Below are 20,192 nucleotides of genomic sequence, written 5' to 3'. Positions count from 1 at the left end.
GCTACTTGTACATGGTCTGGTTCATGGTTCCGGGGGCGTACGCGTCCGGGTCGACCCAGACGTTGATCAGCGACGGCAGCCCGGACTCACGGGCCCGCCGCAGGGCCGGTGCGATGTCGGCGGGGTCGCGCACCTCCTCCCCGTGACCCCCGAGCATCTGGGCGAACTTGTCGTAGTGGACGTCGCCGAGGGTGTTGCCGACCCGCTCGCGCTCGTCTCCGTACTTGGCCTTCTGGCCGTATCGGATCTGGTTCATCGAGGAGTTGTTGCCGACGATGCCGACGAACGGGAGGTCGTAGCGCACCAGCGTCTCGAAGTCCCAGCCGGTCAGGGAGAACGCGCCGTCTCCGAAGAGCGCGACGACCTCCTTGTCGGGCAGGGCCTGCTTGGCGGCCAGGACGAAGGGCACACCGACACCGAGGGTGCCGAGCGGACCCGGGTCCATCCAGTGGCCGGGCGACTTCGGCTGCACGACCTGACCGGAGAAGGTCACGATGTCGCCGCCGTCCCCGATGTAGATGGAGTCCTCGGTGAGGAACTCGTTGATCTCGCTGACCAGCCGGTAGGGATGGATGGGCGAGGCGTCCGACTTCAGGCTCGGCAACCGCTTCTCGATCGCGGTCTGTTCGGCAGCGCGGAGCTCCTCCAGCCAGGCCTTGCGCTTGACCGCACCCCCGTTCAGCCGCCCGCTCGCGGCCTCGGTGACGGCCTTGAGGATCAGACCGGCGTCGCCGACGATGCCGAGGTCGATGTCCCGGTTCTTGCCGACCGTGCGGTAGTCGAGGTCGATCTGCACGACGGTGGCGTCCGGGGAGAGCCGCTTGCCGTAGCCCATGCGGAAGTCGAACGGCGTCCCCACGATGACGATGAGGTCGGCGTTGGAGAAGGCGTAGCGACGCGACAGCTGGAAGTGGTGCGGGTCGCCGGGCGGCAGGGTGCCGCGGCCCGCGCCGTTCATGTACGCCGGTACGTTCAGGGTCCGTACGAGCTCGGTGGCGCTGTCCGTCGCCCGGGTGGTCCACACCTGACTGCCCAGCAGGATCGCCGGCTTCTCCGCGTGCACCAGCAGGTCGGCGAGCCGTTCGACGGCCGCGGGGTCACCGGGCGAGCGGGTCGAGGCCCGGTACTGCCCGGCCTGCGGCACCCGTGCCGTCGACACCGGCACCTTGGCGTCCAGTACATCGCGCGGAATCTCCAGGAAGGACGGGCCGGGGGCGCCGTGGTAGCACTCGCGGAAGGCCATGGAGACCATGTCCGCGGCGCGTGCGGTGTCCGGCACGGTGGCGGCGAACTTCGAGATCGGCGACATCATCTCGACGTGTGGCAGGTCCTGGAGCGATCCCATCTTGTGCTGGCTGTGCGCTCCCTGACCACCGATCAGCACCATGGGAGACTCGGCGCGGAAGGCGTTGGCGACGCCGGTCACCGCGTCCGTGGTCCCCGGACCCGCGGTGACGACGGCGCATCCGGGCTTACCGGTGATCCGGGCGTAGCCGTCGGCGGCGTGGGCGGCGACCTGCTCATGGCGTACGTCGACGACCTCGATGCCCTCGTCGACGCAGCCGTCGTAGATGTCGATGATGTGCCCGCCGCAGAGGGTGTAGATGCGCTCCACCCCCTCGGCCTTCAACGCCTTCGCGACCAAGTGCCCACCGGAAATGAGGTCCTGGCTGTCCTCGGGCATGAAGATCCCTGTCCCTTCGTAGGGGAGTGCGGAAACCGCTCCAGTGCTCTCGCGGTACATTGCATACAGTCGACGAATACTGTATGAACCTTGTTATCCCGCATCCGGTGGGTGGTGTCCAGGGGGCGTGCGGCACTTTCACAATCGGCACGATCGGGAGTGGCTATGGATCTGTACGAGCACCAGGCACGGCAACTCTTCGCAGAACACGGCATAGCGGTACCGCGCGCCGAAGTCGTCGACAACGCGAACGCGGCGCAGCAGGCAGCCCGGCGACTCGGCGGACGCGTCGTGGTCAAGGCACAGGTCAAGACCGGCGGCCGGGGCAAGGCGGGCGGCGTGAAGCCGGCTGCGGACCCGGCGGCCGCGGCCCTCGCGGCGCGCGGGATCCTCGGCATGGACATCAAGGGCCACACCGTCCGCACGGTGATGCTCGCCGAACCGGTGGACATCGAGGCGGAGTTCTACGTGAGCTACGTACTGGACCGGGCGGCCGGCACCTTTCTCGCCATCGCCTCCGCGGAGGGCGGCATGGAGATCGAGGAGGTGGCCGCCACTCGCCCGGATGCGGTGGCCCGCATCCCGGTCGACCCGGCGGAAGGCGTGACGGAAGGCAAGGCGCGACAGATCGCCGAGGCGGCGAGACTGCCCTTGGAGGCGGCTCCCGTGCTCAGCCTGCTGTGGCAGGTGCTCAGTCGTGAGGACGCCCTCCTGGTCGAGGTCAACCCTCTCGTACGGACCACCACGGGCCAGATCCTCGCCCTGGACGGCAAGGTGTCCCTGGACGACAACGCGGGCTTCCGCCGGTCCCGTCGGGGTGCGGACACCGACGACCCGCACGGCGACCCGCTGGAGGCCGAGGCGGCTGCCAAGGGTCTCAACTACGTGAAGCTGGACGGCGAGGTCGGGATCATCGGCAATGGCGCCGGACTCGTCATGTCCACCCTCGACGTCGTCGCCGGCTGCGGTGCACGCCCCGCCAACTTCCTCGACATCGGCGGCGGCGCCTCCGCCCGGGTCATGGCCGACGGACTGTCCGTCATCCTCTCCGACCCCGGCGTGAAGTCCGTCCTGGTCAACGTCTTCGGTGGCATCACCGCCTGCGACGCGGTGGCTGACGGCATCGTCCAGGCGCTGGAGACCGTACGACTGGCGAAACCGCTCGTCGTCCGCCTCGACGGCAACAACGCCCCGCGCGGGCGCGCGATCCTCGACGCCCGTGCCCACCCGCTGATCCAACAGGCCACCACCATGGACGACGCCGCGCGTCGCGCCGCCCGACTCGCCGACGCAGCATAAGGAGTGCGGACATGGCCATCTTCCTCACCGAGGAGAGCAGGGTCCTCGTCCAGGGCATGACGGGCGCCGAGGGCATGAAACACACGCGCCGCATGCTTGCGGCCGGCACCCGGATCGTCGGGGGTGTCAACCCGCGCAAGGCGGGGCGGACCGTGGACGTGGACGGCACCCCCGTACCGGTCTTCGGCTCGGTCCGGGCGGGCATGACGGCCACGGGCGCGGACGTCACGGTCGTCTTCGTCCCGCCGGCCTTCGCCAAGGCGGCCGTCATCGAAGCGGTCGACGCCGGAATCGGTCTCGCCGTCGTGATCACCGAGGGCATCCCGGTGCACGACGCGGTCGCCTTCCACGCTCACGCCAGGGCCCGTTCCACCCGCATCATCGGCCCCAACTGCCCTGGTCTGATCAGCCCCGGCCAGTCCAACGCGGGCATCATCCCGCCCGACATCGCCCCCGCCCCCGGCCGCATAGGCCTGGTCTCCAAGTCGGGCACGCTCACCTACCAGCTGATGCACGAGCTCCGCGACATCGGCTTCTCCTCGGCGGTCGGCATCGGCGGTGACCCCGTGATCGGCACCACGCACATCGACTGCCTGACCGCGTTCGAGCAGGACCCCGACACCGAACTGATCCTCCTCATAGGCGAGATCGGCGGAGACGCGGAGGAACGGGCGGCGGCCCACATCGCCCGGCACATCACCAAACCGGTGATCGGCTACATCGCGGGCTTCACGGCCCCCGAGGGCAGGACGATGGGCCACGCGGGAGCGATCGTCTCGGGCTCGTCAGGCACGGCGGACGCGAAGAAGAGGGCGCTGGAGGCTGTGGGAGTGGCGGTCGGCTCGACCCCGACGGACACCGCCGGCCTGACCAGGGCCCGCCTGCTCCGCCCGTGCAGCCCCTCCGCCCGGCCCACCTCCTGCGCCGAACCCCCCGCCGGCCATTCCACCTCCTCCCGCCATCCGAGGCCCTCCGGCGTCTGAGGAGCGGGGTGCGGGGCGGGAGCCCCGGTCACGGGAAGGCGCGGACAGGGCACAAGCCCCGACGCAGGCACCCCACCCCCACGCTCCCGCCCCGCACCCCCAAGCACGGCACCACACCGCCCCGACCGTGCACCGAGAGCGGAGACCTCCATGGCACCCGGCAGCACCCAGAAGAACGCCCCCACCAGCTCCCTCATCCTCAAACCCGGCACCGCATGGCAGGACGCGTGGACCCGCTGCCTCGCCACCGCCCCCGAGGCCTTCCAGGACGACCGCGTCCTGAACCTCTGGGCCTCCACCTGGCAACGCGACGGCCGCGTCCTTCCGGCCACCACCCCCGTGGACGGCACCCCCATCGCAGGCCCGCCCCGGCTCGACGCCCCCACCGCAACCCGCGCCGTCCGGGCCGCCCTCGACCAGCACCGCGCCTGGCGCCACATCCCGCTCCCCGAACGCAGCGCCCGCGTGGCGGCCACGCTCGACGCCCTGACCGAGCACCGCGAACTGCTCGCCCTCCTCCTTGTCTGGGAGATCGGCAAGCCCTGGCGCCTCGCCACTGCGGATGTCGACCGGGCCATCGACGGGGTGCGGTGGTACGTCGACAACATCGACCGGATGCTCGACCACCGCACCCCGCTCCCCGGCCCGGTGTCCAACATCGCCAGCTGGAACTACCCCATGTCCGTGCTGGTCCACGCGATGCTCGTCCAGGCGCTGGCCGGCAATGCCGTGATCGCGAAGGCCCCCACGGACGGCGGCGTGTCGTGCCTGACCCTGGCCTGCGCGCTCGCCGCCCGCGAGGGCCTCCCGCTCACCTTGGTCAGCGGCAGCGGCGGCGAACTCTCCGGGGCACTGGTCCGCTCACCGGAGATCGGCTGCGTCTCGTTCGTCGGGGGCCGCGACACGGGGGCGCGGGTCGCCACCGCGGTCGCCGACCTCGGCAAGCGCCACATCCTCGAACAGGAGGGACTCAACACCTGGGGCATCTGGAACCACACCGGCTGGGACGCGCTCGCCGCCGTGATCCCCAAGCTCTTCGACTACGGGAAGCAGCGCTGCACCGCCTACCCCCGCTTCGTGGTGCAGCGCAGCGCGTTCGACGCGTTCCTGGCGGCGTATCTCCCGGCGGTCCGCTCGCTGCGCGTCGGTCACCCCCTCGCCGTGGCGGACCCCGCCGACCCGCTGCCGGACCCGGACTTCGGTCCGCTGATCAACGCGGCCAAGGCCAAGGAGCTGGCCGACCAGGTGGCCGAGGCCATCGACCGCGGCGCGATCCCGCTGCACCGCGCCGACGCCTCCGCGGCCGGGGGTCACTTCCTCCCCGGCCAGGACACGTCCGCGTACCTGCACCCGGTCACGCTGCTCAACCCGCCCCCGTCCTCCCCGCTGCACCACGCGGAACCCTTCGGCCCGGTCGACACGATCGTGCTGGTGGACACGGAGGCGGAGCTGCTCGCCGCCATGAACGCCTCGAACGGCGCCCTGGTCGCGACGCTCTCGACCGACGACCCCGCGACGTACGCACGCCTGGCGCCCCAGATCCGCGCGTTCAAGACGGGCCACGGCGCACCGCGCTCACGGGGGGACCGGGAGGAACTGTTCGGTGGCTTCGGCGCCTCGTGGCGCGGGGCGTTCGTCGGCGGTGAGCTCCTGGTCCGGGCGGTCACCGACGGCCCGGCGGACGACCGGCTGCCGGGCAACTTCCCGGACCACCACCTGATGCCGTAAGCCGGGCGGCCGGCTCATCCGATCCCCTGCCGGTCCGGCAGGAGCGCGAACTCCCGCTCGGCGGCATCCGGCACCGCGCGCTCCACCGCCTGCACCAGCAGCGCACGGTGCCGGATCAGCGGACCCTGCCGCTCCGGCCCGGCCAGCCCCACCAGGTCATCGATACCCGCCAGCAGCCTCCGGCTGACCTGGGGGCTGTCCGTCGCGCACCGCCGAATCTCCTCGAACCCGAGATCCACGAGGTCCTCCCACCCAGGCACGTCCTGGACGAGCCGCACCACCCCGTCGCGGTCCCGGTGGTGGACGACACCGAGGGGGAGCTTGGCCGCGGCCGCGAGGAACTGCACGATCCGGTCGAGACACTGCACGGCGGTGGTCGGATCGTTCACCGCCGACGACAGGGCGCGCAGAGCGATGTCCGACAGCTGCCGCAGCCCGAACGCCAGGTCCTGGTGGAGTGTGCGCTCGACCCCGACGAACACTCTGTACCGCAGCCGGTGCCGGGTCGGCACCGCCCCGCCGTGCACCGCCAGCACCGGCGTACCCGGCACGACGAAGTCCCCGAGTCGCGGGATGAGCCGCAGCACCACGCCCTGCCTCCGCGCGGCCCGGACCAGCCGCGCCACGTTCACGTCCCGCAGCACGCCGGCCCGCCCGCCGTGCAGGATCTGCCCGGTCTCGGCGGGAAGCCCGCCTTCCTGCGGCCCGCCGACGGGCATCCGCCGCAGCACATGGAAGGTGTCCCGGGTGATCCGGTCGACGACGGGGCCGACCTGCATCAGGCGCAGCGTGGAGCTCACGTACGCGATGAAGAGCAGCAGGCTGAGCCCGACGAGCGCGGCGGTCAGCAGGCTCTGCAGAAAGGGGACGGACACGACGCGGCGCGGATCCACCGTGCTCTCGTACGAGCTCAGGACCAGCAGCGAGAATACGAAGGTCGCCAGGAAGACCGACAGCGTCAGCTTGCTGATCCGGCTGCGTACGAAGATCCGCACCACCCGGGGCGTGAGCTGCCCGCTCGCCATCTGCACGGCCACCAGCGAGATGCTGAAGACGACACCGATGAAGGTCATCATGGCCGTGCTCACCGTGACGACGATCGTCTTCGTGTCCTCGGCGATCGAGACCAGGTCCTTGATCTCGTCGTAGGCCTGCTCATCCTGGAGGTAGGCCACGATCTGCTCGTCCAGGGCCGACGCGACGATCCAGAGCAGGACGGCGAAGACCAGCGTCAGGGTGGGAGCGAACCAGAAGGTCTCGCGCAGATGCTCACGCAGGGGCGACAGCGCACGAGGTGGCCGGTAGCCGCGATCAGTCATGCCCGCGAACGTAACCCGGCCTGCCCACGCACCGGTGGAGGCCGCGACCGACCCTCCGGGCGTACTGTGCGTGCGCGACGGACGACGGACGGTACGCGCCCGTAGGCCGCCGGTGCGGCCCTCACCCGGCCGAGGGCCGCGCACGGCACTGACCAGGGCGATGACCACCGGATATGCAGGTGAGGGCCACCCCAAACCCCTGGTATTGTTTTCTTTGTCGCCGCGGGAAACCGGGGCCGACCACCTGGTCCGGGTGGCGGAATGGCAGACGCGCTAGCTTGAGGTGCTAGTGCCCTTTATCGGGCGTGGGGGTTCAAGTCCCCCCTCGGACACCAGCTGGGACCCCTGTTCATCAGGGGTCTTTTTGCTTTTCGGCAAGCACACCTGCCGGCACGCGCGCTCGGCCGCCTTCGGCGCATCCCGAACCGGTCGGCGTTCTGCCGGACGAGGCCCCCGGCTCGTCCGGCGACAGCACGGCACCCCAGGCTTCGTCGCTCTCGGCGAGGCGGGAGTCGTCCAGGGCCGGAGGGGCGGCCCGTGGCGCGCCCCGGTCTGCCGAACCGTATATGTGCAGGCCGTGTGCAGGCCGGCTGCCTCTTGCCGTAGCCGATCGGGCAGATCCTGCGGCCACCTGAGCCGTCTCGCCCCGCCTCCCTGAAGCTCGCCGACGAACACCCCGTTCGGACCGTCGCACGGCGGTACACCGACGAGCCTCCGTCAGGCCGAAGACAGTTGTTCCGCTATCTCCTTGATCCAGGCGGCGCTCTTCGCCGGGTCGTTGAGGGAGTCCGCCCACTCGTCCGCGGTCTGCCGGTGTGGGGCGGGGCCTGCTTTGAGAGCGATGAGAAGGGCCCTGGCCGAATCTCGCATCGTGGCCGAGGTCTCGCCGCTTCCCTTGATGTCCGCGCCCGCCGCCAAGCCGTAGATCTTGCGCGCCATGGCCTGGCGCTCGCCGTTCTCCACCTTCTTCCAGAACTTCAGGGCCTCCTTCAGCGCATCCTGGCGAGAGGCGGGCGCGGCCGGGGACTCCTCCGCCGCCCAGCGTTCCGGGTGGCGGGCCCCGTCGTAGCGCTTCATGCCCGCGCGGCCGGCCTTGTAGGCGGTGACGCCGAGGATGAGGCCTGCCGCACCTGCGGCGAGACCCCAGCCGACCGGGTTGCTCGCCAGCCCGGCTCCCCCCGCCGTGGCGGCGACCGCCGTCACGATGCCGCCCGCGGCCTTGGTGGACTCGCCCACGGCGGTGAACGCCTGCTTGCCCATCTTGTTGCGCTGCTTGCCGAGTGCATACGAGTGGACGGTGTTCATCGTGTTCGCGTCCTCGGCGCGCCGTACATCGGTGGCGGCGTCACGGGCGTGACCCATCGCCGCCCAGGCGGCGTCGATGGCCTCGGAAACGCGTTCCAGCCGGTCCTCACCCTCGTGGTCCCAGTGGGCATCCAGTGCGACGTACGCCGCGTCCGCGGCCGATTCGGCGTCCTGCCGGGCCTGGTCCAGCCGGGCCAGCGCCCCCTCGTCGGTACGGTCGGGCCTTCCGAGCTCCTTGAGGGCACCGTACTTACGGGCCGTCATCCCGAAGCGCATTGCCGCACGGGCGCCCTTCACCGCCCCGACCACGCTGGAACCGATACCGCTCGCCTCGGATGCTGACGCCGCGTGTGCCGCCTTCTGGACCTTGGTCAGCTCCTTGGCGATGCCGAGGGCGTAGTTTCCCGCACCGGCGGCACTGATGACCGCGTCGGCCGTTTTGGAGTTGGATTTCTTGTCCGCCGTGTGGAAACCGGCCCCGCTCTTGTGCTTCCCGGCGTCCTTCTTGGCTTTGGCCGCCTCCATGCCACTCAGCACGGCCCCGGCGGCCTCCGTGACGAGGTTCTCCGACGCGGCGGCGGTCCCCGAGGAGGCGGCGGAGTACTTGAGGCCGTCATTCGCTGTTGCGGAGGCTTGCTGGGAGAAGCCGGCGTTGGCGGGGACATGGACGCCCTTGACGAAGGTGTCGATGAATTCGAGGTTCTTCTTGAGCTTGTCGAGGACCGCCGCGATCCGGTCGCGATAGCTCGTCGGTCCGGTGGACACCTCGCCGTTCTGCGGTGTCTTCCCCTGCGCCGCGTCCCTGGCGCGCTGCACCGCCGCGGTCGCGGCTCGGTTGCCGATGCTGGACTGGATCTCCAGGAGGGGGTGCTCCGGCGCGAGCCGGGGCGGACGGCCGGCCCGGCTCCGGTCCCGGCCCTGTCGGGGCGGAGTGGAGGCAGTCACGGACTGCCGGGTCGAGGTGCGGTGGACCGGGGTGCTCATGACGTACCTCTCCTGTGCCGGACCGGGCGACTGGAGAGTAGCCAGCCGTGGCCAACGGAAGGGGAACGGCGGAAAGACCATGCGTGCCGGTCGGCCGCGTGGGTCACCCTGCGGGATCGGAGAGGGCCGTGAAGTAGCCGGACACGGCCTTCGCGGTGCCGGAGAGCGGGAAGCGTGCGCCCAGCTGGCCGTCCGGGCGCACGATGAAGCCGGTCGGACCGTCGGGGCGGTAGAGCCGGGCGAACTCACCGGCCGCATCACGGTACGCAGAAGTGTGCGGCGAGGAGTCGGGCCCGACGACGGTGACCGTGTGGAGCCCGCCCGCCTCGCCCGCGTCCATCAGCTCGCTGTCGGCACTCTTCTCCGCGTACAGCACCAGTACGTGCCCCGTGAGTCCGCGCAGGACGTCGAACAGGCGCAGCGGGTACGTGGCCACCGGTGTGCTCAGGCCCGCGCAGTCCGGGGCCCGGTCGCCGGGCTGGGGCGCGTCGTCCGGCCCGTACGGGGCCGTGGCGAGAGGGCCGTCCCGGTACCCGACCAGCAGCTGGGCCTCGCGGAGCATCACCGTCTCCATGTCGTCGGCGTCGTTCTCCAAGCCCCGGGTGGCGTGCCGGACGGTCCGGCCGACGACCTCCTCGCCGACCGGGCGGCGCTCGGCGTCGTAACTGGTGAGCAACGCGCTTCCGGCCTCACCGCGCACGACCAGGGCGATCTTCCACGCCAGGTTGCAGGCGTCCTGGATGCCGGTGTTCATGCCCTGTGCCCCGGTGGGCGGATGGATGTGGGCGGCATCGCCCGCCACGAAGACCCGGCCGTCGCCGTAGCGGTCGACGATCCGGTGGCTGATGCGGAAGACGGAGGACCAGCGCATCCCGGACAGTGCCGCCGAAGTGGGGGCCAGCCGGTCGACGACGGCCTGGATGTCGGAGAGCTGCGGCACGCGGCCGCCCTCCAGCCCGTGCGCCACCTCGGCGCCGTCCGCCGGACGGGTGGAGAGTTCGGGCGGCACCAGCATCGACATCCGGTACCGCCCCGCCCCGGGGAGCGGAATGCAGACCAGCAGGTCATCGGTGGAGCCGTCCTCACCGGTGTGGCTCGCACGCACTCCGTATCCGCTCGGCAGGTCCCAGTCGGCCACGACATCGGCGAGCATGTACTCCTCGGCGAACGCCCCGCCTTCGAACGAGAGCCCCAGGCCCTTGCGGACAGTGCTGTGCGCACCGTCGCAGCCGATCAGGAAGCGGCAGCGGACCTCCTCCTCGACACCGCCCGCGGTGCGCAGCCGTGCTGTGACTCCGTCCGCGTCCTGGGTGAAGGACAGCAGTTCCGTCCCGCGCTCGATGACGGTGCCCCGGCCCGCCACGTACTCCTCGAGGATGCGCTCGGTCTCGTACTGGGGAAGCGCGGCGAAGCCGTACGGCACCTCCGGCGGCAGGGCGAGATCGATCCGAGCCACCTCGCTCCCGTTGACGTGGATCAGCTGGCCGCGCATCGGTACGGCGGCCTCCAGAACGGTGCGCACCAGGCCCATCCGGTCCCAGATCTCCAGGGTGCGCGGCTGGATGCCGACGGCCTTGGCATACGGGAGTCTGGCCGGCAGCCGGTCGACGAGCCGGCACGCCACCCCACGCCGCCGCAGCTCGGCGGCCGCGCTCAGCCCGACGGGCCCCGCGCCCGCGATCAATACGTCTGTGGTGTGGTCGCGTGCCACGGATGCCTCCCGGTGCCTGGCCCCCGACGGATCGCTCACCCCATGGTGGCCCGGGGTGGTGCGGGCGGCGAGTTCTGTGGGTTCACCGGTTCACCGCACGGGAAACGTCACTCCGGTGAGCTCCTCGGAGACGGTCCACAGCCGCTGCTGAGCGGCCTGGTCGTGGGAGTCGGGGCTGGAAGTGACCAGCTTCGGGTAGCCCCGGATCTCACCCAGGCCGCCGGGGCCGTAGTACTGCCCGCCGACGACCGCGGGGTCGGTGGCGGCGCGCAGGGTGGGCAGGGCGCCCATCTCGGCCTTCTGGGTGAGCAGTGGCGCGAGCCAGGTGACGGGCAGGCGAAGCGCGGCGGGCACGTTGCGGATGAGCTCGGTGTTGGACACGCCGGGATGAGCGGCCGCCGCGACCGTGGTGCCGTGGGTCGCGAGCCGGCGCTGCAGTTCGTACGTGAACATCAGGTTGGCGAGCTTGGCCTGGCCGTAGGCGGCGATGCGACTGTAGGAGCGCTCCCACTGCAGGTCGTCGAAGTGGATCGCGGCCCGGATGCGGTGACCGGTGCTGCTGACCGTCACGACCCGGGAACCGGGGACGGGCAGCAGTCGGTCCAGCAGCAGTCCGGTCAGGGCGAAGTGGCCGAGGTGGTTGGTGCCGAACTGCAGCTCGAAGCCGTCGGCCGTGGTCTGCCGCGGGGTGTACATCACGCCCGCGTTGTTGATCAGGAGGTCGATGCGGGGATGGGCGGCGCGCAGGTCGGCCGCCGCGGACCGGACCGAGTCCAGGGAGGTCAGGTCGAGGGCCTGGACGGTGACGTCGCCGGTGATGCGGGCTGCCGCCTGCTTGCCCTTCTCGATGTCGCGGACGGCCAGGACCACCGTCGCTCCTTGCGCGGCGAGTATCCGGGCGGTGTCGAAGCCCAGCCCGGTGTTGGCGCCGGTCACGATCGCCACGCGGCCGCTCTGGTCGGGGATGTCCTGCTCGGTCCAGCTGCCACTCATGACGCACTCCTAAAAAACCGTCGGTCTGTTAGGGGAACCGTAAAAGACCGCCGGTCTCCTGTCAAGGGACCGGCGGTCTTTAAGCTAGGCTGAGAGCGTGACATTTCAGCGAGCGCGAAGCGAGGAGCAGCGGGAGATCCGCCGCCGGACGATCCTGGACACGGCGGCGGCGATGCTCGACGAGATGCCCGTGGCCGAGGTGAGCCTCAACGAGCTCAGCCGGCGGGTGGGCCTGGCCAAGTCGAACGTCCTGCGGTATTTCGAGTCGCGTGAGGCGGTGCTGCTCGAACTGCTGGACGTCTTCCTGGAGAGCTGGCTCGCCGAGCTGGCGGACGAGCTGGCCGCGGGGATCGAGGCGCACGCGGCACCGGAGGTGCGAGCGGGCCGGCTGGCCGAGATCCTCAGCCGGTCGCTGGCGGGCCGGGTGGTGCTGTGCGACCTCTTCGGCGCGCAGGGCGGTGTCCTTGAGCACAACGTCTCGGTAGAGGTGGCCAAGCGGCACAAGCGGTCCTCTCTCGCGAGGCTCGCGGCCATGGCCGAGCTGGTGCGCCGGTACGTGCCTGAGCTCGGCGACGGTGCGCAGCTGTTCTGCTTGATGAGTCTGGTCTCGGCGGGCGCCCTGTCGGCGTACGTTCCGCCGCCGCCCAGCATCCTCGCCGTCTACGCGGACGAGCCCGCCCTCGGCGTGTTCCACATGGAGCTGCGTGACGCGCTGCGGATCTCCTTCACCTCGACGCTCCTGGGCGTGCTGCCGCGCGCCTGAGCCTCGCCGTCCGCTTGCCTCGGACGAGGCCCAGGCGGTGGGCGGCCTGGCCCGCCGTCAGTGAGCGGTCCGAGTGCGCGTCACCCGTTCGCTCGCTCTCCCCTTCCGCCCGCTCACCGCCCCGACGCCACCACCGGGTAGTGGTCAGAGAGGTTCGAGTAGGTGTAGTCCGTACCCCAGCTGGACACGGTCCAGGGCTCGCTGCTCTCCTTGACCACCTCGTTCGTCCACCCTGCCGGCTTCGCGTGGCCCGTACGGTGCAGGACGTAGTCGAGGTCCTCGCGCGGGTCGTCGGGGTAGCGGTCCGCGGCGATCGAATTGTCCTGCGTGTCGAAGGAGTACGGGTGACCGCCGCGGGTGTCCGCCCCGGTCAGCCCGGCGTTCGCGAGCAGCGACGCGTATTCGGGGGAGTGGGAGTCGACGTTGAGGTCACCGGCCACGATGACCTCCTCGGACGCCGGGATGTTCTTGGCGTCGAGGAAGGCGTCGATCTGCCGGAACTGCCGCCCGCGGATCTCCGCGGCCTCGCCCGCACCGCATCCCGGATCGGTCGACTGGGTGTGGGTGCCCACGATGTGCACCCGGGCGCCTTTGACGTTCAGTTCGGCGTAGGCGAAGCCCTTGTTGGACCACCAGTCGCTGCCGCAGGCGTCCTTGTAGACGTGCTGTTCCTGCCGGACGATCGGCCACTTGCTGAGGACCGTGACGCCGCCGTCCTCCGGAGTCGCGGCGGAGTAGGACCCGCTGGTGGCGTCCCATCCGCTCCTGCTCCGGCCGACCACCGGGGTGTGGAACGGGTACTGGCCCGAGGCGTTGGCCGTCAGGGCGTCCGACGTGGCGTTGTCGAACGCCTCCTGGAGCACGACGACGTCGTTGCCGCGGAAGAAGTCCCTCTTCGGTATCTCCGCCGCCCGGTGGGCCTGGCCCCAGTTCGGGTAGAGGTTCGTGCTCATCAGGAACGTGTTGTACGTGAGCACCCGAAGAGAGGGAGTGCCGGCGGCGGCCGACGCGGGCGGGGCGCCGACGGTCAGGGCGACGGCGGCGAGCGCGGCGGACAGGGTCACGCCGGAGAAGCGGCGAAGCGCGGATTGGGGCACCTGGACTCCTGTTTCTGCTGTCGCAGTTGGGGGTGGTGAGGTAGGGACCCCCATGAAAGCAGGACGAGTTACCCATGGGTAGACGGCGGGTGCCCGGAGCCCGTCGTGTCGCCGTCCAGCAGGTGCCGGGCCGGCCGTCATGACGGGGCGTCGGGGAGCCGGACTACTGCATCACTTGGAGGGGCGGATGGTCGAACGACTCCGGGCACACGTACACCTGCATCGTGTAGCCGCGGCCGATCGAGACCATGGTGGGTTCATGGGAGAGCGGATATCGCGGACGATCCTCCTCGGCGGGCTCCTCCCGCGGGCACCAGCTGCCGGTGCCGCCGTCCCACTCGCTGCTGTCCACGGTGAGGAGCGGGCTCATCACGCTCCCGCACTCGGCGCAGCTCATGGGCCAGGGATCGCAGAAACTCCAGTTCCCCCACCCGCCCAGCTTCCACCCCGGGGCCACCCCGAGGTCGGATTGGTAGTCGTACGGCCTGCCCTCCTCCCAGGCGTGGATCCGTTCACGGAGCTCGTCCGCCAGCTCGTGCGGGGCCGGGTACTCGGTGACCGGTTCGGGGTGGAGAACACACGGCTCGGGCAGCGCCTCGCCCTCACTGACCACGGCCGCCGGAACGACGCTCGCCGGTTCACCGACGGAACGGGCCGCGCGCCAGCGCAGCTGAACACCTGGCATGCAGTCGTCGCCGTGCTCGAAGGAGCACCAGAGCACCTGGAGCAGATCGGTGCCCGCCGGGCGGGGCAAGGACGGTACGTCCCTGGCGTACACCTGCAGTACGGGAAGCAGCGGAACGGGACCGTCGACGGGCAGGCGCACGCCGCTGTAGCCGAGACCGCTGACGAAGGCGCGCTCGTCCGGGGTGAGGAAGTCGGTCCCGGGCATCTGCGGCCGTGCCCAGCCCTCGGTCAGTATGCGGCGCAGCCGCCGCACGTCCTCCTGCCGATAGCCGACGAGCCAGGGCCCGGTGTGCTCGGAGCAGCGGGGCCACGGTTCGTCCGCAGGCCACAGCAGCGGGCCTCCGACGGAGCTGTCCGCGGCCGTCGGAGTACCCGGCCGTGGGTGCAGACGGACGGTGGTGCGGGCGAGCGGCACCAACTCCGGGAAGTGCGCGGCGATGTCGACGGGGCGGGGTGGAGTCGTACGGGACATGGTGCGAACGCTACGGGCTGTCCCGCAATTCATGGCGGGCGGGACAGCCCTGACAACCCCCGCCCCGGCGTCCGTCACCGCTTCGTCGCGTAGACGATGAGGTTGTCGACGGGGTGCCCCTGGGCATCGAACGCGCCGTCACACGTGATCAGTCGCAGCACCCGGTCCTCGGTGCGTCCGTAGACCCGGTCGGTCGGGAAGGCGGTCTTGCTCGCGGTCTCGCGGCCGGTGACCTCGAAGTGGACCTCGGTGCCCCGTTCGTCGCGGACGGTGATGTCCGCACCCTTCGCGATCTTCTTGAGGTCGTGGAAGACGGCCCGGCCGAGGCGGGTGTCGTTGTGGCCGATCAGTACGGCCGGCCCCCGTGCGCCGGGGACGGCGCCGCCGGTGTACCAGCCGACCGTCATGCCCTTCTCGGCGGGCGGCACTTCGACCGTGCCGTCGGTGTTGAGACCGAGGCGCATGATCGCGCTGTCCACCCCGATCGAGGGGATGGAGACGTGGACCGGGGGCAGGCCGGCGGCCTTCGCCGGGGGAGTGTCCGTGGCGGTGGCTTCGGCATCAGGAGTGCCGACCGTGGTGGGTGCCTGCGCGACGACGGCCGGGGACTTCGACGGTGAGGCGCCGGAGCAGCCCGTCAGTGCGGGAAGCGCGGTCAGCGCGAGGCAGGCGTACACCGGCACCGCGGTGCGGATACGCCAGAGGGACGGGGTCGTACGGGACATGAGAGCGGGCTCCTGAGGCGATCGGGCGGGAACGGCAGTGGCGCCGCCCCGGTCAAGGGCGGCGCCACTGCCGGCTGTGGGGCCGAGCGTGGGTCAGCCGTTGCGGCGACCGGTCTGGCGACGGCGCAGCACGACCGTTCCGGCACCGGCGACAAGCAGCGCCGCCACGGCGGAACCCGTGAGGGCGGCGGTGTTGTCGTCCGACGCACCGGTCGGCTCCTCACCCGCCGCTACCCCGCCCCGAGGCGCGACCGACGGCGTGGCGGCAGGCCGCGCCGGGGCCGGCGTGGGGCTGTCGCCCGCGGCCACGCCACCACGCGGCACCTCGGACGGGGTGGCGGTGGAGGGCGCCCGGGAGGGCTCGGCACTCGGACGCGCGGGCGCGGCCGACGGCGTGGTCCTGGGCGTGGGCGAGGAGTCCGCGAACGCGGCGGTAGCGGGTACGCAGACCGCGCCGACCGCGACAGCGGTGAGGACGGCGGTACGCAGAGACGTACGCAGGGACATGAAGATGGCTCCGTTCCAGGTCGGCCTCGACGGCTCAGTGATGCGGGGGCGCACCGCGGAGCGAGGCGTGCCGACAGGCTGGCGCGAAGTTATGAAGAAGCTGTCAGAACGCTGTGGTCATCGCATCAGGGCTGCACGGGCCCGTCCGTGGGACGGGCGGCGGGGCCCGTCCCGGAGCCGGCCACCAGGGCATGCCCGGGCCGGTCGGCCGGAAGGCGCAGGGTGAACACCGAACCCTCACCCGGCACGCTCGCGGCCGTCGCCGACCCGCCGTGTGCCTCGGCGAGTTTCCGGACGATCGCCAGCCCGAGCCCGCTGCCTCCGGTGCGGCGGCTGCGGGACTTCTCGCCGCGCCAGAAGCGGTCGAAGACATGGACGAGGTCCTCGGCCGGGATGCCGGTGCCCGTGTCCGTCACGTCCACCAGGACCGCGTCGCCCGAATCGGAGCCGTACGCGTGCAGGGTGACCCTCCCCCCGGCAGGGGTGTGGCGGACCGCGTTCGAGACCAGATTGCCGATGGCCTGGCGGAGCCTGACCGGATCGGCCGTCAGTCCCGGCACGGGGCGGTCCGGTGGGGACGGCGGCACCGTCAGCACCACCCCGGCCGTCTCGGCGCGGGCCTGGTGCGCGGCGGCGACCTGGCCGAGCAGCTCCTCGATGCGTACCGGTTCGGCGTGCAGCCGCAGGGCACCCGCATCCGCCTGGGCCAGGTCCTGGAGGTCGTCGATGATGTGCTGCAACTGCACGGCCTCCTCGTGCAGCGAGGCGATGAACGCCGGGTCCGGATCGGCCACCCCGTCCTGGGCCGCTTCCAGCCAGCCGCGGATGTTGCTGAGCGGGGTGCGCAGTTCATGCGCGACATCGCTGACCATGGCCTTGCGCTGCGCCTCCAGCCGGGCGCGGTGGGCGGACATGTCGTTGAACGTGGCGGCGAGCCGCCCGATCTCGTTGTCGGCGGTGACGAGCACCGGCGCGGTGTCCTCCCCGTCGCGCATCCGCTGGGCCGCACCCGTCAGGGCGCGCAGGGGGCGGACGAGCCGGGCGCCGACGAGCACCGACGCGCCGACGGCGAGGGCCAGGACGAGAGCGGCGGCGCCGGCGATCTTGGCGGTGTTCGCGGGGGAGAGATCGAAGCCGGGGACGGTGGTGCCGCCGGTGTCGCTGATGAACAGCAGCGCGGGCGAGGCGACGTACGAGCTGAGCTGCTCACGTCGCGCCGTCCCCACGCAGGAGGCGATGGCCCGGTCGTCCTCGCTGGTGGCGAGGGCCGGCGAGGGGCCGGTGCCCGGCATGACGGTCGGCGAAGCGCTCGGCGTGGAGCGCGCCGCGACCCCCGGTTCCGTGGCGGGTTCGGGCCTGGGCACTTCGCTCGGAGCCGCGGTGGGGACAGCGGTGGGCACGGGCTCCGCGCTCTGCCCCCAGGAAAGGTCGGGCTTCAGGTGTACGCCGCTGCGGTCCTGGCGCTTCAGACAGGCATCGGTCAGTTGGTTGAGCGCTTTCAGCGCCTTCCTCTCCGTCGCCGTCGGGGTGTCGAGGGCGTCGGTGGTGCAGCGGGTCCTCTGAAGCCGTTCGGGGTCGTTGCCCACGACCTGGATCACCGGGCGCCCGCTCTCGGTCAGGACGACGTCCGAGGCGATCCCGAAATCGCTCAGGCAGGCCACGCCCCGGTTCGCGATCTGCCGCAACGCCGTACGCTCCGCGGCCGGCAGACGGAACGGCCCGACCGCGCGCGGATCGACCCGGTCCGCCGGAGTTCCGGACTGGTCCGCGTTCTCGGCCGCCAGCGCGGTGTCCACAGCCAGCGGGTCCACGATCGCCGACGCCTGGGCAGGCAGCGCGGCGGCCTTCTCGGGGGCGGCCGAGTCGGCGAGCGGCGCGCGCTGTTCGGTCGTGAGCGCGATCCGCCGGCCGGACTGCTCGGCCAGGTCGCGCACGGTCTTCTCCACCCCGTCCCAGGCGGGGTGAGTGGCCGCGTAGCCGAGCAGGCTGTGGTAGATCCGGGCGTCGGCGGTGAGGTTCTGCCCCTGTTCCTGCAGGATCGCGCCGGACGTCGTCTGGACGGCGAGCCAGGCCGTGGCGGCGACCGAACACGCGGCCACCAGAGCCGATACGGCCAGCAGGCGGGCGAAGAGGCTCTTGCGCAACGGCAGCCGCGCCGACGAGGGCCCGGCGTCCGGCGGCGTACTGCGCGCTCCGCCCCTCAGGCGCCCTTCGCTACGAGGACGCACGTGCCGCAGCCTTCGCCGGGTCGGTCAGTTTGTAACCGACGCCGAAAACGGTGAGCAACCGGGCGGGCCGGCGCGGTGCGGGCTCGATCTTCTTGCGCAGGTTCATGACGTGCACATCGACCGTGCGGTCGCTGATGTACCGGTCGAACCCGTGCAGTTCCCCGAGGAGTTGCTGCCGGGAGAAGACCCGGTCGGGCTCGGCCGCCAGGGCGGCGAGGATCCTGAACTCGCCCGGAGTGCACTCCACCGCCTCACCGTCGACCGCCACCACGTGCCGGGTGGGATCGACCATCAGCGTCCCCACCGTCAGGACGGCCGCGTCGGCAGGACCGGCCTCCGCGGCGCCCGTGCCGCGCCGGTGGCGGCGCAGGAGCGTGCGTACCCGGGCCATCAGTTCGCGCGGGCTGTACGGCTTGGTCACGTAGTCGTCCGCACCGAGGTCGAGGCCGAGCAGCAGATCGTCCTCCGTGGTGCGGGCCGTCAGCATCAGCACCGGCAATTCCCGGCACTCGGCGCGCAGCACGCGTACCACGTCCAGTCCGTCGGCCCGGGGCATCATCACGTCGAGGACGAGCAGGTCCGGCTCCCGGTGCCGGACGGCGTCGAGGGCCGTCAGGCCGTCGCCGACGACGGTGACGGCGTGCCCCTCCCGTTCGAGGTAGCGGCGGAGAAGCTCCGCCTGTTTCTCGTCGTCCTCGGCGATGATCACGTTTGCGCACACGTGCTCGATCGTAGAGGGGTTCGAACCGCGGGTGCCTGCCTCTTGCCGGGAGGCCGTCCGAACTGCTCTTGTGTACCCGCAGGTAACAGGTGCGGGCGGCAGGCGCGTGCACGGCGTTCACGAGGACGGTGGCGGCAGTGGAGTCAGCGGCAGGGCAGGAGGTGCGTGGTGGGTTGCCCGAGGGGCTGGCCGATGCGATACGTACGACGGCCGAGGAGATCGCGGAACTGCTGAGCGCCGCCCCTGACACCGGCGCTCCCGTGCCGGGACTGACGTGGACGGTGGGAGAGGTGGCGGCGCACCTCGCCCAGGCCAACGCGCTGATGGCCGACGTGGCGGCCGGGCGACCGCACACCCACGGCGACGGCACCCCGCAGGGAATCGCCGCAGCCAACGAGGAGGCCCTCGCGGCATTCGGCGAGCGCGCGGCGGAGCCACTGGCCGCCATGATCGTGACGCAGGCAGCCGCCTGCCTGGACGCGGTGACCGGACACTCCGCGGACGAGACGTTGATCACGCCGATGGGCCCGATGAACCGCGCGGTCCTCGGCTCGTACCTCCTGACGCACATGCTGGGCCACGGCTACGACCTGGCCCGCGCACTGAAGCGCCCGCACATGGTCGACCCCGCCCGGGTTCGTCTGGCGCTCCCGTTCATGGTCCAGGCCATGCCCCGGGTGACCGACGCCTCCACCACGAGAGGGCTGAACGCCCGTTACGCGGTACGGCTGTGGGGCGGCGGCCGCTTCGGCGTGACGTTCACCGACGGAGCGGCCGCGGTGGGCGACGAGCTGCCGGACCGCCCGGACTGCACGATCTCCATCGAGCCGGTCACGTTCCTGCTGATGGCGCTCGGCCGCAGCTCGCCGGTGGGAGCCATGGCCCGGGGGCGGGTCTTCGCGTGGGGCCGCAAGCCGTGGCTGGGGCCACGGTTCCCGGCGTACTTCGAGGCGCCCTGAGCACACGCCACGGCGGCGCGGCTCCGT

16 protein-coding genes and 1 tRNA gene are annotated in these 20,192 nt (G+C 71.4%); 6 read left to right on the top strand and 11 right to left on the bottom strand.

The window, feature by feature from the left end:
- Position 1: 1 nt before the first annotated feature.
- Positions 2-1,684, bottom strand: a complete 1,683-nt coding sequence (locus OG538_RS03960; RefSeq protein WP_406090166.1) for a thiamine pyrophosphate-binding protein — start codon at positions 1,682-1,684, stop codon at positions 2-4.
- Between the two features lie 165 nt (positions 1,685-1,849).
- On the opposite strand from OG538_RS03960, the gene sucC reads away from it, so the two are divergent.
- The 3 genes from sucC (at position 1,850) to OG538_RS03945 (ending at position 5,694) form a co-directional block, all read left to right on the top strand.
- Complete coding sequence (sucC, locus tag OG538_RS03955) at positions 1,850-2,983, top strand: ADP-forming succinate--CoA ligase subunit beta (protein ID WP_406090164.1); 1,134 nt, start codon at positions 1,850-1,852, stop codon at positions 2,981-2,983.
- A gap of 11 nt (positions 2,984-2,994) precedes the next feature.
- Positions 2,995-3,966, top strand: coding sequence for a succinate--CoA ligase subunit alpha (gene sucD / locus OG538_RS03950; RefSeq protein ID WP_406090162.1), 972 nt, complete (start codon positions 2,995-2,997; stop codon positions 3,964-3,966).
- 150 nt (positions 3,967-4,116) lie between these two features.
- Complete coding sequence (locus OG538_RS03945; protein WP_406090161.1) at positions 4,117-5,694, top strand: aldehyde dehydrogenase family protein; 1,578 nt, start codon at positions 4,117-4,119, stop codon at positions 5,692-5,694.
- A 14-nt stretch (positions 5,695-5,708) separates the two neighbouring features.
- On the opposite strand, the gene OG538_RS03940 is transcribed toward OG538_RS03945, so the two are convergent.
- Complete coding sequence (locus OG538_RS03940) at positions 5,709-7,013, bottom strand: DUF2254 domain-containing protein (protein WP_406090159.1); 1,305 nt, start codon at positions 7,011-7,013, stop codon at positions 5,709-5,711.
- Positions 7,014-7,260: 247 nt separating this feature from the next.
- On the opposite strand from OG538_RS03940, the gene OG538_RS03935 reads away from it, so the two are divergent.
- Positions 7,261-7,348 (top strand) — tRNA-Leu (locus OG538_RS03935).
- A gap of 382 nt (positions 7,349-7,730) precedes the next feature.
- Here the strand turns inward: OG538_RS03935 and OG538_RS03930 are convergent.
- The 3 genes from OG538_RS03930 to OG538_RS03920 all read right to left on the bottom strand — a co-directional run bounded on the left by OG538_RS03930 (position 7,731) and on the right by OG538_RS03920 (position 12,006).
- The gene (locus OG538_RS03930) at positions 7,731-9,302 is read right to left on the bottom strand and encodes a hypothetical protein (protein WP_406090157.1); all 1,572 of its coding nucleotides are present in this window, start codon (positions 9,300-9,302) and stop codon (positions 7,731-7,733) included.
- A 103-nt stretch (positions 9,303-9,405) separates the two neighbouring features.
- A complete protein-coding gene (locus OG538_RS03925; protein WP_406090155.1) occupies positions 9,406-11,013 on the bottom strand; it encodes an FAD-dependent monooxygenase in 1,608 nt (535 codons plus the stop codon).
- 90 nt (positions 11,014-11,103) lie between these two features.
- Complete coding sequence (locus tag OG538_RS03920) at positions 11,104-12,006, bottom strand: SDR family NAD(P)-dependent oxidoreductase (protein WP_406090154.1); 903 nt, start codon at positions 12,004-12,006, stop codon at positions 11,104-11,106.
- Positions 12,007-12,103: 97 nt separating this feature from the next.
- Here OG538_RS03920 and OG538_RS03915 point away from each other — a divergent pair, with 97 nt between their 5' ends.
- Positions 12,104-12,769: a TetR/AcrR family transcriptional regulator gene (locus OG538_RS03915; protein WP_406090152.1), complete on the top strand. Its 666-nt coding sequence runs from the start codon at positions 12,104-12,106 to the stop codon at positions 12,767-12,769.
- Positions 12,770-12,882: 113 nt separating this feature from the next.
- Here OG538_RS03915 and sph read toward each other — a convergent pair whose 3' ends face one another.
- From sph to OG538_RS03885, 6 genes are all read right to left on the bottom strand, one after another.
- A complete protein-coding gene (sph, locus tag OG538_RS03910; RefSeq protein ID WP_406090150.1) occupies positions 12,883-13,866 on the bottom strand; it encodes a sphingomyelin phosphodiesterase in 984 nt (327 codons plus the stop codon).
- Between the two features lie 163 nt (positions 13,867-14,029).
- Complete coding sequence (locus OG538_RS03905; protein WP_406090148.1) at positions 14,030-15,025, bottom strand: hypothetical protein; 996 nt, start codon at positions 15,023-15,025, stop codon at positions 14,030-14,032.
- 74 nt (positions 15,026-15,099) lie between these two features.
- A complete protein-coding gene (locus OG538_RS03900) occupies positions 15,100-15,750 on the bottom strand; it encodes a class F sortase (protein ID WP_406090146.1) in 651 nt (216 codons plus the stop codon).
- A 93-nt stretch (positions 15,751-15,843) separates the two neighbouring features.
- Positions 15,844-16,257, bottom strand: coding sequence for a sortase-dependent protein (locus tag OG538_RS03895; protein ID WP_406090144.1), 414 nt, complete (start codon positions 16,255-16,257; stop codon positions 15,844-15,846).
- Positions 16,258-16,382: 125 nt separating this feature from the next.
- Positions 16,383-18,485, bottom strand: coding sequence for an ATP-binding protein (locus OG538_RS03890; RefSeq protein ID WP_406090143.1), 2,103 nt, complete (start codon positions 18,483-18,485; stop codon positions 16,383-16,385).
- Positions 18,472-19,206 (bottom strand): response regulator transcription factor, encoded by a 735-nt coding sequence (locus OG538_RS03885; RefSeq protein WP_406090141.1) that lies wholly within the window; start codon positions 19,204-19,206, stop codon positions 18,472-18,474. Before OG538_RS03885 ends, OG538_RS03890 begins: the two co-directional genes overlap by 14 nt.
- Before the next feature lie 137 nt (positions 19,207-19,343).
- Here OG538_RS03885 and OG538_RS03880 point away from each other — a divergent pair, with 137 nt between their 5' ends.
- Positions 19,344-20,165: a maleylpyruvate isomerase family mycothiol-dependent enzyme gene (locus OG538_RS03880; protein WP_406090139.1), complete on the top strand. Its 822-nt coding sequence runs from the start codon at positions 19,344-19,346 to the stop codon at positions 20,163-20,165.
- Positions 20,166-20,192 lie beyond the last annotated feature (27 nt).

The organism is Streptomyces sp. NBC_01013, from assembly GCF_045162765.1.
Lineage (GTDB): Bacteria > Actinomycetota > Actinomycetes > Streptomycetales > Streptomycetaceae > Streptomyces.
Note: the sequence above shows the minus strand (reverse complement) of the source record. Positions and strands in the feature narration are given on the sequence as shown.